The 14737-nt window shown below is 72.9% G+C and carries 11 protein-coding genes; 8 read left to right on the forward strand and 3 right to left on the reverse strand.

Annotation, left to right across the window (positions count from 1 at the left end; translation table 11 throughout):
* The first annotated feature begins 52 nt into the window (after positions 1 to 52).
* Positions 53 to 2314 (forward strand): serine/threonine-protein kinase, encoded by a 2262-nt coding sequence (locus ACZ4Z2_RS19550; protein WP_468077793.1) that lies wholly within the window; start codon positions 53 to 55, stop codon positions 2312 to 2314.
* Positions 2315 to 2519: 205 nt separating this feature from the next.
* Here the strand turns inward: ACZ4Z2_RS19550 and ACZ4Z2_RS19555 are convergent, their stop codons facing one another.
* On the reverse strand, positions 2520 to 3290 hold the full coding sequence (locus ACZ4Z2_RS19555; protein WP_468077615.1) for an SLATT domain-containing protein: 771 nt from the start codon (positions 3288 to 3290) through the stop codon (positions 2520 to 2522).
* 261 nt (positions 3291 to 3551) lie between these two features.
* Here ACZ4Z2_RS19555 and ACZ4Z2_RS19560 point away from each other — a divergent pair, with 261 nt between their 5' ends.
* The 7 genes from ACZ4Z2_RS19560 (at position 3552) to ACZ4Z2_RS19590 (ending at position 12334) form a co-directional block, all read left to right on the forward strand.
* Complete coding sequence (locus ACZ4Z2_RS19560; protein WP_468077617.1) at positions 3552 to 3896, forward strand: YbaB/EbfC family nucleoid-associated protein; 345 nt, start codon at positions 3552 to 3554, stop codon at positions 3894 to 3896.
* Between the two features lie 107 nt (positions 3897 to 4003).
* Positions 4004 to 4603: a recombination mediator RecR gene (gene recR, locus ACZ4Z2_RS19565; protein WP_055536881.1), complete on the forward strand. Its 600-nt coding sequence runs from the start codon at positions 4004 to 4006 to the stop codon at positions 4601 to 4603.
* Entirely contained in the window at positions 4596 to 5258 is a 663-nt protein-coding gene (locus ACZ4Z2_RS19570) for a DUF5063 domain-containing protein (RefSeq protein ID WP_468077620.1), read from the forward strand. The genes recR and ACZ4Z2_RS19570 overlap by 8 nt, the downstream gene beginning before the upstream one ends.
* A gap of 97 nt (positions 5259 to 5355) precedes the next feature.
* A complete protein-coding gene (locus ACZ4Z2_RS19575; protein WP_468077622.1) occupies positions 5356 to 7692 on the forward strand; it encodes a tetratricopeptide repeat protein in 2337 nt (778 codons plus the stop codon).
* Positions 7693 to 8522: 830 nt separating this feature from the next.
* Positions 8523 to 9458, forward strand: a complete 936-nt coding sequence (locus ACZ4Z2_RS19580) for a M56 family metallopeptidase (protein ID WP_468077795.1) — start codon at positions 8523 to 8525, stop codon at positions 9456 to 9458.
* 144 nt (positions 9459 to 9602) lie between these two features.
* A complete protein-coding gene (locus tag ACZ4Z2_RS19585; RefSeq protein ID WP_468077624.1) occupies positions 9603 to 11675 on the forward strand; it encodes an NB-ARC domain-containing protein in 2073 nt (690 codons plus the stop codon).
* Positions 11676 to 11833: 158 nt separating this feature from the next.
* Entirely contained in the window at positions 11834 to 12334 is a 501-nt protein-coding gene (locus ACZ4Z2_RS19590; protein WP_468077626.1) for an SgcJ/EcaC family oxidoreductase, read from the forward strand.
* Positions 12335 to 12422: 88 nt separating this feature from the next.
* On the opposite strand, the gene ACZ4Z2_RS19595 is transcribed toward ACZ4Z2_RS19590, so the two are convergent.
* Positions 12423 to 13877 carry a HAMP domain-containing sensor histidine kinase gene (locus ACZ4Z2_RS19595; RefSeq protein WP_468077628.1) on the reverse strand — a complete coding sequence of 485 codons (1455 nt, stop codon included), beginning with the start codon at positions 13875 to 13877 and terminating at the stop codon, positions 12423 to 12425.
* Positions 13874 to 14701 carry a response regulator transcription factor gene (locus tag ACZ4Z2_RS19600; protein ID WP_468077630.1) on the reverse strand — a complete coding sequence of 276 codons (828 nt, stop codon included), beginning with the start codon at positions 14699 to 14701 and terminating at the stop codon, positions 13874 to 13876. The genes ACZ4Z2_RS19595 and ACZ4Z2_RS19600 overlap by 4 nt, the downstream gene beginning before the upstream one ends.
* Positions 14702 to 14737 lie beyond the last annotated feature (36 nt).

Below are 14737 nucleotides of genomic sequence, written 5' to 3' on the forward strand. Positions count from 1 at the left end.
ACGCGTACACATGCGCAGGGGATGGCACGGGGGAGAGGCGGGGGCGGTGGCCATGGAGAAGCTGGGGCCGGGGGATCCGCTGGGGGTCCCCCCGGGCGTTGAGCTCCGGGGGAGGATCGGCGCGTACCGGTTGCTGGCGCGGCTGGGGGCCGGCGGGATGGGCAACGTGTATCTGGCGCGGTCCGACCGCGGCCGTACCGTCGCCGTCAAGCACGTACGGCGGGAACTGGCCGTCCAGGAGGAGTTCCGGGCCCGCTTCCGGCAGGAGGTGCAGGCGGCCCGGCAGGTCGGCGGCTACTGGACCGCGCCGGTGCTCGACGCGGACACCGAGGCCGAGATCCCGTGGGTGGCCACCGGGTACGTCGCCGGCCCGTCCCTCCAGACCGTCGTCGGCAGAGACCACGGCGCGCTGCCCGAGCGCACGGTACGCATCCTCGCCGCCGGGCTCGCCCACGCGCTGGAGGACATCCACGCGGCCGGGCTCATCCACCGCGACCTCAAGCCGTCCAACGTCCTCGTGACGATCGACGGGCCCCGCGTCATCGACTTCGGCATCGCGCGGGCGCTGGAGACGGTCACCGACGGCGGGCTCACCCGCACCGGCGCGCTCGTCGGCTCGCCCGGCTTCATGGCGCCCGAGCAGGTGCGCGGCGACCGCATCACCCCCGCCTGCGACGTCTTCTGCCTGGGCTCCGTCCTCTCCTACGCCGCCACCGGCAACCTCCCCTTCGGCGCCGCCAACTCCGGCGTGCACGCCCTGATGTTCCGCATCGCCGAGGAGGAACCCGATCTGGAGGGCCTGCCCGAGGGCCTCTACGACCTCGTACGGGACTGCCTGCGCAAGGACCCCGCCGCCCGCCCCACGCTCGCCCAGATTCTCCAGCGCACCGGCGCCGAGGACACGGTCTTCGCGGGCCGCTCCCGCGACCCCTGGCTCCCGAGCGCCCTCGTCGCCCAACTCGGCCGTCACGCGGTCCAGTTGCTGGACACGGAGGACCCGGAGTCTCCGGAGGTCGCGGAGGCCGCGGGGGCCCCGGGAGAGCACACGACAGAGGGTGAGCAGGGGAACGGGGCACAGGCCGCGGGGGCTGCGGCGGGCGGGCCCGGCCCGGGGTCTCAGGGGGCGCCCGATGGATCCGGGGCGCCCGGAGGTCCGGCCGAGGGTGACCGGGCGGGGACGCCCGACCTCACCAAACAGCCGTCCTCCTCCGCCGCCGGCGCCTCCGCCGGGGTCGCCGCCCCGGGGGCGCCCGCCGCCGGTCACCCCGAGGGCGCCCCGAGGCACCCCTCGGCCGGGGCCGAGGGCGGTGCCGTGCCGCCTCCGCCCCGTACGCCGGGCTCGGCACCGCTCGACCGGCTGCCCACCCAGATCGTGGGCGCCGGCTCCCAGCCGCCCCCGCCCACCGCGCCGCCCGGCGCCGCCGCGTACGGCTTCCCGCACCAGCAACCGGCGCCTCCGCAGCACCCGCAGCCCGGCGCGTACGGGCAGCCACCGGCCGCGCCCCCCGGCTACGGCTATCCGCAGGGCGCCCCGCAGGGCCAGGGCGCGTACGGCGCCTACGGGGCGTACGGGCAGCAGCCGTACGCCGATCAGCAGGCGTACGCGGGACAGCCGCCGTACGGAGGTCACCAGGCCGCCGGCGCCGGCGGCGGAGCCGGCGGTGGCCTCGGCCCGACCCTTCCGTACGGGGCGACCCCCCTCCAGGGCCCCGGGGGCCGGCCGAGACCGGACCGGAGCGGCGGCCGGCCTTCCTCCGCGCTGCTCGTTGTGGTCGCCCTGGTGGTGGCGCTCGGCGCGGGCGGCTCGGTGTACGCGCTGATGAAGAAGGGGGACGGCGGCAAGGAGAACGACGCCAAGGGCGGGCCGACGACGAGCGGGCCCGAGACCCCCGGGCCGACGACGCCCGAGCCGACGGACCCGGAGACCTCTCCCGACCCCACCACCGAGTCCCCGGACGCCGGGACGATCCCGGAGGAGTTCCTCGGCACCTGGAACGCGACCCTCGACGGCTCCGACGGTTCCGACACCCGGGAACTCGTCATCCAGCAGGGCGAGGTCGGCGACACCGTGCTCTCCCTGACGGCGGACGGCCCGCTCGAAGCCGGCGGGACGTACCACTGCGTGTTCGAGGCGGAGCTGAGCGAGGAGCCGGACGACGACGGCCCCCTGAGGATCGGCCCCTCCACCGTCACCGAGGGCGAACCGGCGACCTCCTGCTCACCGGGCGCCGCCACGACCGTCACGCTCCTGCCCGACGGCCGCCTGCGCCGCGTGGACACGGCGGGCAAGTCGGTGACCTACACGAAGGGCTGAGCCGGGGGGCGCCTTGTGGCTCGGGGTGCGGATGCGTTGCCGGGTGCGGGTCGGTGGGGGTTTCTCGTGCAGGCCCCCGCGCCCTGAAGGCTTGGCCCTGCGGCCCGGCCTTCAGCTGAAAAGCACGGGGCGCAGCCCCGGCCGCCACCCACCCGCACCCGCCAACGCACCCGCGGCCCCGAGCCGTGAGGCGCCCTCGCCCCGGTCACCTCGCGTCCGGCGGTCTCTGGCGAGGCATGTTCGGCCGTGCCCCCGGCGGCAGCGGCAGCCGGCCGCCGGGTGGGAGTTCCGCGGGGCGGGAGAGGGACCCGCCCGTCTGGATGCCCAGCGGCGCCGCCCCCGCGCGGAACTCGACCATCCAGTCCGTGGTCTCCGCCCGCACCAGCTCCGTCACGTCCTCCGAGAACCGCCGCAGCACCGACAGGCACCGCTCCGCGGCCTCCCCGGCCGTCCCCTCCGTCGGCCCGAGCACCTCCCGCGCGCTCTCCGACGCCCAGTCGAACTGGAGCGCCTGGAGCCGCCGCTGCACCGCCTGCGCCGTGGCGACGTCCCGCATCCACCCGGAGGTGACCCCGAAGAACCGATCCGCCGCCACACAGGCCACACCGCCGAGCAGGGCCAGATACCCCCAGGGGGCCATGCCGCCCACCGCGCCGGTGACGTCCAGCAGCGGCAGGCCGGCCCCCGCCAGCGCGCCCACCGCCGCCCCCACCCGCAGCACCCGCGCCGCGAGCCGTTTCCCGACCCGGTCCGCGAGATACCACGCGGCGGTCTCCATCGCGGCCCGCTCCACCCACCGGTACAGCTCGTCCAGCCGCTCCGCCGGCACCGCCCAGTCCCCGTGCGGAAAGGGCCGCCCGGTCAGATCACCCGCCCACGGTCCGGCCGCCCCCGTCCACGGCTCCGCCCACAGCCCGGACCCCTCACCCCGCCCGTCCTGGGGGGACCCCTCGGGCCGCATCTCCGGCTGGCTCACCCGGTACTCCCTACTGACGACGCTGCTGACGACAGTGCGAGACGCGTGTACGCACCCCGCGTCACCGCCCGTGCGCACGGGCTCTTCCTACCTCCCAATGGGTGGCGAAAACCCCGGTTTCACGGCTTTTCCGCCTGGAAGGGGTCCTTGATCAGGTATACGAATCCCCGCCCGCTCACCCGAAAGAGTGGCGCCGCGCGGGTCGGGCCGACCACGTAGGCTCGTGGGCGACCGCAAGAGAGCGAAACGAGGGAGCTGAACGTGATCCCCGGTGGTGGCCAGCCCAACATGCAGCAGTTGCTCCAGCAGGCCCAGAAGATGCAGCAGGACCTGGCGAGGGCCCAGGAGGAGCTCGCGAACACCGAGGTCGAAGGCCAGGCGGGCGGCGGCCTGGTCAAGGCCACGGTCAACGGCTCCGGCGAACTGCGCGCCCTGAAGATCGACCCCAAGGCGGTGGACCCGGAGGACACCGAGACCCTCGCCGACCTGATCGTCGCGGCCGTCCAGGCGGCCAACGAGAACGCCCAGAGCCTCCAGCAGCAGAAGCTGGGCCCCCTCGCCCAGGGCCTCGGCGGCGGCTCAGGCATCCCCGGTCTCCCCTTCTGAGCCGTCGCGCCCCTCCCCGACCCCATCCGTGCCCCGTACCGCCTTCCTCGGACCGGCGGCGGCCGACTACGGTACGTACTGAAAGACACCAGGAAGGACGGCAGTCCGTGTACGAAGGCGTGGTCCAGGACCTCATCGACGAGCTGGGGCGGCTGCCCGGCGTCGGTCCCAAGAGCGCGCAGCGGATCGCCTTCCACATCCTTCAGGCGGAGCCCACGGACGTCCGGCGTCTCGCGCAGGCCCTGATGGAGGTCAAGGCGAAGGTCCGCTTCTGCGCGACCTGCGGCAACGTCGCGCAGGAGGAGCTGTGCAACATCTGCCGCGACACCCGCCGCGACCCGTCGGTCATCTGTGTCGTGGAGGAGCCCAAGGACGTCGTCGCCATCGAGCGGACCCGTGAGTTCCGCGGCCGGTACCACGTCCTCGGCGGAGCGATCAGCCCCATCGAGGGCGTCGGACCCGACGACCTGCGTATACGGGAACTTCTCGCCAGGTTGGCCGACGGTACGGTCACGGAGCTGATCCTGGCCACCGACCCGAATCTGGAGGGCGAGGCCACGGCCACGTATCTCGCCCGCATGATCAAACCCATGGGCCTCAAGGTCACCCGCCTGGCCAGCGGCCTCCCGGTGGGCGGCGACCTGGAATACGCGGACGAGGTGACCCTCGGCCGCGCCTTCGAGGGGAGACGATTGCTGGATGTCTGACGCCACGCTGCACGCGACCGGCCAGAACCCGGACGACTTCGCCGTCCAGATCGCGGACCAGATCGAGAGCTTCCTGGTCGCGGTCACCGAGGTGGCCAAGGGCGACGAGCCGGACTCGGCCGTGCCCTTCCTGCTGCTGGAGGTCTCCCAGCTCCTCCTGGCGGGCGGCCGCCTCGGCGCGCACGAGGACATCGTGCCGGACGAGCGCTACGAGCCCGACCCGGGCCCCGAACCGGACGTCGACGAGCTGCGGGAACGCCTGGCCGCGATGCTCGACCCGGTCGACGTCTACTCCGAGGTCTTCGACCCGTACGAGCCCCGCAAGGCGCCCGTGCCGGCCCGGATCTCCGACGACCTCGTCGACGTCATGGCCGACCTCCGCCACGGCATGGCCCACTACCGCGCGGGCCGCACCACCGAGGCGCTGTGGTGGTGGCAGTTCTCCTACTTCTCCAACTGGGGCTCCACCGCCTCGGCGACCCTGCGCGCCCTGCAGTCCCTGGTCGCGCACGTCCGCCTCAACCAGCCCCTCGCCGAACTCGACGGCCTCGACACCGACCAGGAACTCATGGGCGACGAAACCCTGGAGTTCGAGGCGGGCAAGGTCATGGCGGAGGAGATCGCGGGCCCGCTGGGCCTGCGACAGGTCAAGTAGACCGCCGCGTGTACACGGCGGGAGCGCGGCGCGTGAGAGCGTCCGACTCGCGCCGTACGTATGACGAACCGCGCCACCGGCGGTCATCATGGGACGTATGAGCGCCTCGCACGACCGTCGCCCCGCCGCCGTGGACGCCTCCGGTATGGCTTCCGTCGCCGCCGCGGGCAATGTCGGCCAGGCGTTCACCGGACCCGGCGCCGTCGGCCTCAACATCGGTACCGCTCACCTGATGTCCCCGGTGGCGTGCCCGCACGCGGAGTCGGTCGACTGCCCGCCGGGCCTGAACAACCTCCGCTCCCGCGCGACGATGTTCGTGGGCCGGGACGACGAACTCACCGCCCTGGACGACGCCTCGGCCGTCCCCGGTCAGGCGCTCGCCCACGTCCTGCACGGACTCGGCGGCATCGGCAAGTCCACGCTCGCCGCGCGTTGGGCGGCCCGCCACAGCGAACGGCACGGTGTCGCGCCGGCCTGGTGGATCAGGGCGGACAGCCCCTCCGCGATCGACACGGGTCTCGCCGACCTCGCGATCGCCCTCCAGCCGTCCCTGTTCGCCCTCCTGCCCCAACAGCAGCTGGCGGAGTGGGCGTTGAGATGGCTCGCCGCCCACTCCGGCTGGCTGCTCGTCCTGGACGACGTCTCCAACCCCGAGGACGTCACCCCCCTTCTCTCCAGGGCGCCTTCGGGCCGCTTCCTGATCACGAGCCGGCAGTCGACGGGCTGGCGGGGCGTCGCGGAACCGGTGCCCCTGGACGTGTTGCCCGGCCCCGACGCGGTGGAACTCTTCGCGCTGCGCCACCGTGAGGACCCCGACGCCGCCGAACTCTGCGCGGAACTGGGCCACCTGCCGCTCGCGATCGCGCAGGTGGCGGCGTACTGCGAGCAGAGCGGCTGCTCCGCCCGCGAGTACCTGGAGGATCTCGCCGACCTGCCCGCCGAGATGTACGCGGCCAGGGACGAGAACAGGGACCACGAACGCACCGTGGCCCGCGTCTGGCACGTCACCCTGGACCGCCTCGCCGACGATCCGCTGACCGCCCGCATTCTGCTGACGCTCGCCTGGTACGCCCCCGACGGCATCCCGCGCACCCTGCTCGGCGGCCTCGGCTCCCGCCCGGCCGTCCGCGGCGCCCTGGGCCGCCTCGCGGCCCACAGCATGGTCACGCTCTCCGACGACGGTGACACGGTGTCCGTGCACCGCCTGGTGCAGGCGGTCTCCCGCACCAGGGACACCGCCGACCGGCACCGGAGTCCCACGGCGGTCGCGGACGCGTGCACGGCGGCGACCGAAGCGCTGGGGCGGGCGGTGCCCGACGACGTCGACGACCCCTCCACCTGGCCCCTCATGCGGACGCTGCTGCCCCATGTCGAGGAACTCGCCCGGCACACGCGCGAGCAGGAGGACTCGGCGGCGATGCTGCGGCTGCTCACGCGGGCCGGTGACTACATGCTCGGCGCCTCGGTGGGGTTCGTACCGCGCGCACGCGCGCTGCTCCAGCGCGCGGAGGCGGGCTGCGTACGCCTGCACGGGCCCGACTCCGTGGAGTCCCTGGACGCGCGGGTCCAGCTCGTCTCCGCGCAGCGGTTGTCGCTCGACATCGAACAGGCCGCCCACAACGCCGAACAGACCTTGGCCGATTGTGTGCGGGTGCTGGGCACCGAGCACGCGTTGACGTTCTCGGCGCAGCTCAGTGGCTACAAGCTGGCCTCCCTCGCGGGCGACACCCAGCGGGCGCTCGCGCTGGCCCGGGACGCGCTCGCGGGCCGGGTCCGGATGTTCGGCGAGGACGACCACCGGACGTTCGCCGCCCGGGGCTCCGTGGCCCTGGCCCTGGCCGAGACCGGCGACCCGGCGGGCGCCCGGGACCTCGCCGCGGAACTGCTCGACGACTGCGTGCGCGTCCTGGGCGAGGAGCACCCGCAGACCCTCGCCACCAAGAGCACCGTCACGATGCTGACGCAGCAGGCATCCCTTCCCGTGGTCCCCATGGCCGCGATGTTCAAGTTCTTCAACGCGGCCGTGGTCGGTGAGGACGTCCTCACCGCGGCACGCGACGTGGTCGAAGAGCTCGTCGTCCACGGTCCGGTGACGCTCGTCCGCCCGACGGAGGAGGACGTGGCTGCCGCGGAACGGAACCTGGAGACCTGTCTGCGGGTGCTCGGTGAGGACCACGTCGAGACGTTCAGCGCGAGGATGACCCTGCTGGGCGTCTACGCGGCCACCCGGGACGAGCGGTACGCCGAGAAGGGGGTGCGCCTCATGGTGGACGCGCTGACCACCCTCGGCGAGGACCATCCGATCACGGGCCTCCTGCTGAACGTCTTCGAGGCCCTGCACACCGCCTCCGAGGACTGGGCCGGCTTCGGCTTCCCCGACCCCGGTGCCGGGCCGGACCTCCCGGAAGCCCCCGACGCACCCCCGGAGCGCTGAGCCCGGCGGACTCCGCGGGCAGACGGGCGAGCAGACGGGCAGACGGGCAGGCGGGCGGGCAGACGGGCAGACGGGCAGGCGGGCGAGCAGACGATGGCATCGGGGCTGGGCATGATGCCCCCATGACACTCAAGCCATGGGCATGGGCGGGGATCGGCATCTGCGGGGCGGGCGTCGCGACACTGGTCGGCCTCGCCTTCGTCGACCTGGGGACGGCGGACCAGATCGCCAGTGTGGCCGGGGGATCGGTGGGCCTCATCGGCCTCGTGCTCGCCGTCGTCGCCCAGTTCGGCGGTTCCTCCGCACCGCCGGCGCCACCCACCGCGCCCGCGGGACCTCCGCAGGTCACCGCGTCCGCCGCCGGTGCGATCGCCGCCGGCGGCAACATCGGTGGCCTCCACCGGGGGTGCGCCCCTTCCGGCGCCCGCGTCCCCGCCGCCTTCCCCCTCACCCGCGTCGGCCCCGCCGGCGGGCGGGGTGACCGCGTCCGGGGCCGGATCCATCGCCGCGGGCGGCGACATCGGAACGGCGTCCACAGGAAACTGACCGGCGGCGTCCACAGGAAACTGACCGGCGGCGGCCACAGGAAACTGACCGGCGGCGGCGTCCGCGGGGACCTGACCTGCGGCGGCCGCGTCGCACGAGCCCGGGCCGGCCGGCAGCGTGGCTCGGCTTCCGGGGCGGCGGGCCGGTCATCAAGGGGTCACAACCCGCCGGACGGACGCGGATGTGGCGTGCGCGACCGCCTGATGGGGGCCGGTACCGGCGGTAGCGTATGCACCGTCGTACGTACTGCGTGCCTCCCCCCGACAAGGAAGCGGACCACCGACGTGACCGTCCTCCTGCTCCTTCTCCTCGCCGTGGCTCTGGCCGCCGCCGTGCTGGGCCCCCGTGCGCTGCTCCGGGCCGGGTGGCCGGAGCGGGAACCGGTGGTCGCGCTGTGGGCGTGGCAGTGTCTCGTCGCGGCCGCGCTGCTCAGCTGCCTCGCGGCGCTGGTGCTGGGCGCGGCGGCCGTGTTCGAGACGGTCCGGACGCATGCCTTCGCGCCCGCGCCGCCGGCCGTGACCGCCGCGTACGACCTCACGGCCGCGCCGCCCTGGACGGCCGTACTCACCCTGCTGCTGGCCTGCGGGGCCGCGTGGAGCGGGGCCATGCTCGCCCGGGAGGTCGTCGAGGCCCGGCGCCGCCGCCACCTCCGCCGCGCCCATCTGCGGGAGCGCGCCCCCGATCTGCCGGCCGGTCTGCCGGACGCGCAGGGGCCGCTGCTGGTGCTGGAGGACGAGTACCCGGACGCCTGGCTGATGCCCGGTACCCCGCCTCAACTGGTCGTCACCACCGGCGCGTTGGGCAAGCTGACCGACCGTCAACTGGACGCGGTGCTCGCGCACGAGCTGGGCCACGCCCGTGCCCGTCACGACTGGCTGCTCCACCTCTCCACCGCCCTCGCGACCGGTTTCCCCCGCGTCCCGCTCTTCGCGCACTTCGCCGACCAGACCCACCGCCTCGTCGAACTCGCCGCCGACGACACGGCGTCGCGCCGCTGCGGCCACCTCACCACCGCGCTCGCACTCATCGAACTGAACCAGCACCGGGGCGTGTTGAGCTGCGCCAGCACCCGCCGGCTGCTCGGCGACCGGGTGGAGCGGCTCCTGTCGCCGCCGCCCCGCCTCGACCGCCTCCGCCGCGCCGGAACCACCGCGGCCGCGGCGCTCCTGGCCCTCCTGCCCCTCCTCATCGCCTTCGCCCCGGCGCTTGGCACGCTGTAGCCCTCACGGCGACGCCGGACACGTACGGGGGCCCGGGCGCCCCGGGTGTCGGCAGGGCGGGCTCCCGTCGCGGCGGCGTCCCGGACAGCGGTCGGATCCGGGCCCGTGCGCGCTACCGTCTCCTGGAGGAGAGGGGGCGGGCTCATGGGCGAGGAGTCGCCGTCGGCGGAGGCTTCGGGGGAGCGGGCGGTCGCCGCCGGGCGGGACATCGGCAGTGTGTCGACCGGTGACTTCGCCACCCACATCGAACGGGCGGTCGTGCTCCCGCCGGAGGCGTTCACGGCGGCATCCGCACCGGCACCCGGACCCGCGCCGGCCGCGGGTGGGGCCCGGGTGCATCATCTGCCCTTCCGAGCGGGCCCCTTCGTGGGGCGCGAGCGCGAGATGCGGCTGCTGGACGAGGCGTTCGACGAGGCCGGAGGTGTCGTGGTGCACGCCGTTCACGGTCTGGGCGGCATCGGGAAGTCGACACTCGCCGCACACTGGGCCGCCACCCGTTCCGCGGACTTCGACCCCGTGTGGTGGATCACCGCCGAGTCCACGGCCGAACTGAACACCGGGCTGGCCGCGTTGGGCCGCGCCCTGCGACTCGACCCGGTCGGCGTGCTGACCGAGGAGGCCCTGAGGGAACGCACGGTCCAGTGGCTCGCGTCCCACGAGGACTGGCTCGTCGTGCTGGACAACGTCTCGGACCCGAAGGTCATCGAGCCGCTGCTGGCGCGGGCGACGCGTGGGCGTTTCCTGGTCACCACGAGGCGCGGGCCGACGAGTTGGCGGGGTGTCGCCCGGACGCTGGAGCTGGACGTGCTCGCGCCGGCCGAAGCGGTGGAACTGTTCACGGGGCTGTACGACGGGCCCGCGGAAGGCGTCGAGGAGCTCTGCGGTGAGCTGGGCCTCCTTCCCCTGGCGGTGGACCAGGCCGCCGCGTACTGCCGGGAGGCGCAGGTCACCCCGCGCGCCTACCTCGGTCTGCTCGCCCGCCGCCCCGCCGACATGTACGCCGCCACAGCGGAGGGCGCCGACGCACAGCGCACGGTCGCACGGGTGTGGCAGGTGACTCTGGACCGGCTGGACGACACGCCTGCCGCCAAGGGCATCCTGCGGACCGTCGCCTGGTGGGCGCCGGACGGCATTCCCCGCAGCTATCTCGACGGACTCGCGGATCCCGTCGAACTGAACGAGGGCCTGCGCCGCCTGGCCGCCTACAGCATGATCAGACTCCGGGACGAGACCCTCTCCGTCCACCGCCTGGTACAGGCGGTGACGCGCGCGGCCGAGCCGGAACTGGCGCTCGGACTGCGCAACTACGCCGCCAAGACGCTCCAGGACGTGCGTCCTGAGGGGAGCCTGTGGGGCGAGGCGGGACAGGTGTGGGCAACGCATGTGGAAGCGATGGCGGGCTGCGCGCCACCGGAGTCCGACACCGAGGCCATGGCCATGCTCCTCGTCCGTGCCGGTACGAACCTGGCGAAGGTCGATCCGGCGCGTGGCATGGCGCTGTACGGGCGGGGCGTGGCCGCCGTGGAACGGTTCATGGGCGACGAGGTCCCGGACGCGGCCTATCTGGGCCGCATGCAGTTGCCCCTCTTCCACATCATGAACGGTGAGTACGCCCAGGCGGTGTCCCTTCTGGAGCGGAACGTGGAGGAAACCGCCGACCGGTTCGGAGAGGACGACCGAAGAACCCTGAGGGACCGTGACGCACTCGTCGCCGTTCTGACGCGCACGGACCCCGTCAGGGCGGAGGCGCTGGCGCGCGAGAACGTCGAGCGCGCCGCATCGGTTCTGGCGCCGGACGACCCGATGCTGATCGGTTTCCGTCTGGTGCTCAGCATGCTCACCTGGACGGACCCTGACCTTCCGGAGATCGAGGCACGCGTCGCGGAAGTGCGCGGTGTACTGCCCGAGGACGATCCGGAGTTCGCGGCGCTCGAAAGGCTGCATCTCAATGCGCTGATCAGCGCCGGAGAGACAACGGCTGCTCGTGAACTGGTGCAGAGGCTGATCGTGTTGCATCAGAACATGCTCGGAAGCCTGGACTTCCTGACCGTGGAACTCCGTGTGGCACAGATCAAGCTCCTGGCCACCACCGGTGAGGAAGAGCGGGCGGCGGAACTCCTTCACGCCCTTCTGGAGGAATGCGAACGCAGCGAGAACGGCGAGCCCCACCAGGGACATCCGCTTGACTTCGTGTTGCGGCAGTTCAGCGACGACTGATCGCGCTTTCCCGGCGACCCGACGAAAGTTGTCCGCCTCTTGCACCGGCCCTGTACGTCCGCTGCACGGCCCCTAACCGGCTCCACGCGAATCTGGAGTCACTTCCACCGCACACGACGCGGAGGCAGTGAAACCCCCCATTCGCACAGGAGTTAACGATGACCCGCAAGAACCGCATACGCGCCGCCATCGTCGCCGCCACCGCCCTCGTCACCGCCGGTACGGTGACCGCCGGCGTCAGCATCGCCGGGGCCGAGGCCGCTCCGCAGAAGCCCTCCAAGAAGGAGATCGCGGCGCTCTTCGACGGCTGGAACAAGTCGCTGCAGACCGGCGACCCGAAGAAGGTGGCCGACCGCTACGCGAAGGACGCGGTTCTGCTGCCGACCGTCTCCAACAAGGTCCGCGCGGACCGCGCCGGAATCGTCGACTACTTCCACCACTTCCTGGAGAACAAGCCCAAGGGCAGGAAGATCCAGACGATCATCAACGTCCTGGACGGCAACTCCGCGATCGACGCCGGTGTCTACGCGTTCACGCTCACCGACCCGAAGACCGGCGACCAGCGCGTGGTCAAGGCCCGCTACACGTACGAGTACGAGAAGCGCAACGGCGTCTGGAAGATCGTGAACCACCACTCGTCGGCGATGCCCGAGGGCTGATCACCGGTGCCCGTACCGGTGGCTGAGCGACACCCCCCAGCTCAGCCACCTCTTGCTCGGCGGGGCACTCCGCTCGGCGGCCTCCCGCTCAGCCACCCCCGTGCCGCGCCGCCCTCAGGGTGAGCGCGACGCACAGGCCGCCGCCGGGCGCGTCCTTGAGGATCACGGTTCCGCCGTCGTCGGTGACGAGTTGCTTGACGACGGCGAGACCGAGGCCCGAACCGGACTTCCCGGTGAGGCCCTGACCGCGCCAGAAGCGGTCGAAGGCACGGGACTTCTCGGCGTCCGACATACCGGGCCCCTCGTCCAGCACCGACAGCACCACCTCGTCGCCCCGGGGCTCCACCCGCACGGTGATGGTCGCACCGTCCGGTGAGACCTCCAGGGCGTTCGACAGCACGTTGTCCAGGACCTGGTCCAGATGACCGGGACTGGCCAGCACAAGCGGCCGGCCGTCGGCACTCCCCCCGAGCGTGATGGTGACTCCGCGCTCGTCGGCGGCCGGTCTCCACACGCCCAGGCGCTCCCGGACGACGTCCCGCAGGGACAGCGGTTCCGCCGCCGTCACCTTCGCCTCGGCCCGGGCCAGCACCAGCAGCCCGTTGACCAGCCGGCTCATCCGGACCACCTCGGCGGTCGCCTGCTCCACGTCCTCCCGTACGAATTCGTCGTCCACGCCGTCCGCGATGTTGTCCAGCGACAGGCGCAGGGCCGTCAGCGGGGTGCGGAGCTGATGGGAGGCGTCTGCCACGAAGATGCGCTGCGAGGCGATGAGCGTGTCGAGGCGCTCGCTCGCCTGGTTGAGCGTGCGCGCCAGGGTCTGTGTCTCCTGCGGGCCCGTGATCGCGGAACGTGCCTTGAGGTCGCCGTCGCTCATCTTGCTCGCCATCTCGTTCAGCTGGCGCAGCGGGGCGGTCAGGCGCCGCGCGGCGAACACGCCGATGCCGGCGGCGGCCAGCAGGACGAGTACGGCCAGGCCCGCCCGGAAGCCCCAGATCTGCCAGAGCCGGGCGGTGAGGTGGTCGGTGGAGAACTGGATCCGGACGGCACCGACGACGACGTCCGCCCGCTTCTTCTCGTCGGCTCGCTTCCCGTCCCGGTCCGCGCCTGTTCCGTTCGCCGCGTCACCGTCCGCCGTGTCGCTGTTCGAGGAGTGTTCGAAGGAGGGGACGGTGACCACCAGGTTCTTGCCCCAGATGAAGTCGGAACCCCAGTCGACGGTCTCCTCGCCCCGGTCCAGGGCCCTGGTCAGCGCCGCGTCCCGGGTCGGCCGGCGCAGCACCTCCCCCGCGCAGCGGTCGGTGGCGGAGACCTCGACCTTCTCCTGGTCCTTCGGGTACGCCCCGGCCATCTTCGCCAGCGCCTCGCAGGAGGCGACGTCACCCGCGCCGAGCAGCCGGGCCATCGTCCTGGCCTCGCGGGTGATGGACTCCTTGGTGTCGTCCCGCAGCTGCTTGGTGAGCGTGAACGCCACCGGCACCGTGAACAGGGCGATCGCCACAGCCACGAGGAGCACGTAGCTGCGGATGAGCTGCCGGATCATGACGCGCCGCTGTTCCCGCTCGCGCCGCTGGGAGCCCCGTTGTCACGGTTCACGCTTGCCCCACTTGGCCCGCTCGCCCGGCTGGCCCCGCTTGCCTGGCTGGCCCCGCTTGCCTGGCTGGCCCCGCTCGTGGCGCCGCCGTTCTCGTCCCCGCCGTTCACGATCAGCCGGAAGCCCACCCCGCGTACCGCCTCGATGGTGATCGCCCCGGCGAGCTTGCGCCGCAGCGCCGCCACATGGACGTCGAGCGTCTTCGTCGGGCCGAACCAGTTCGCGTCCCAGACCGCCTCCATGATCTGCTCGCGCGACATCAGCGCGCCCGGCTCCTCGGTGAGGAACGCCAGCAGGTCGTACTCCTTGGGGGCCAGCCCCACCTCCGCGCCGTCCAGGTGCACCCGCGCGGCCTTGCGGTCGATGGTGAGCCGGGAGCCGTACCGGTCGGGGCCGGCCGCGGGCGCGTCGGCGGGGCGCGGCTGCACCCGGCGCATCACGGCCCTTATCCGGGCGATGACCTCGCGCACCCCGAACGGCTTGGAGACGTAGTCGTCGGCGCCGAGCTCGAGCCCGACCACCCGGTCCGTCTCGTCGCTGCGGGCGCTGATCACGATGATCGGTACGGCACTGCGGTCCCGCAGCACCTTGCAGACGTCGAGACCGTCCGTGTCGGGCAGCCCCAGGTCGAGGAGCACCACGTCGTACGGGCCGTCGTACGACAGCGCCGCCCCGCCCGTCGACACCCACTCCACTTCGAAGCCGTATCGCTGCAAGCCACGCCGGAGCGACTCGGCCACCGGCTCGTCGTCTTCCACCAGAAGTACGCGCACAGCCGAACCATAATCGTTGAACTTTAAGGCGGTTGC

This window comes from Streptomyces sp. NPDC030183 (genome assembly GCF_055573455.1).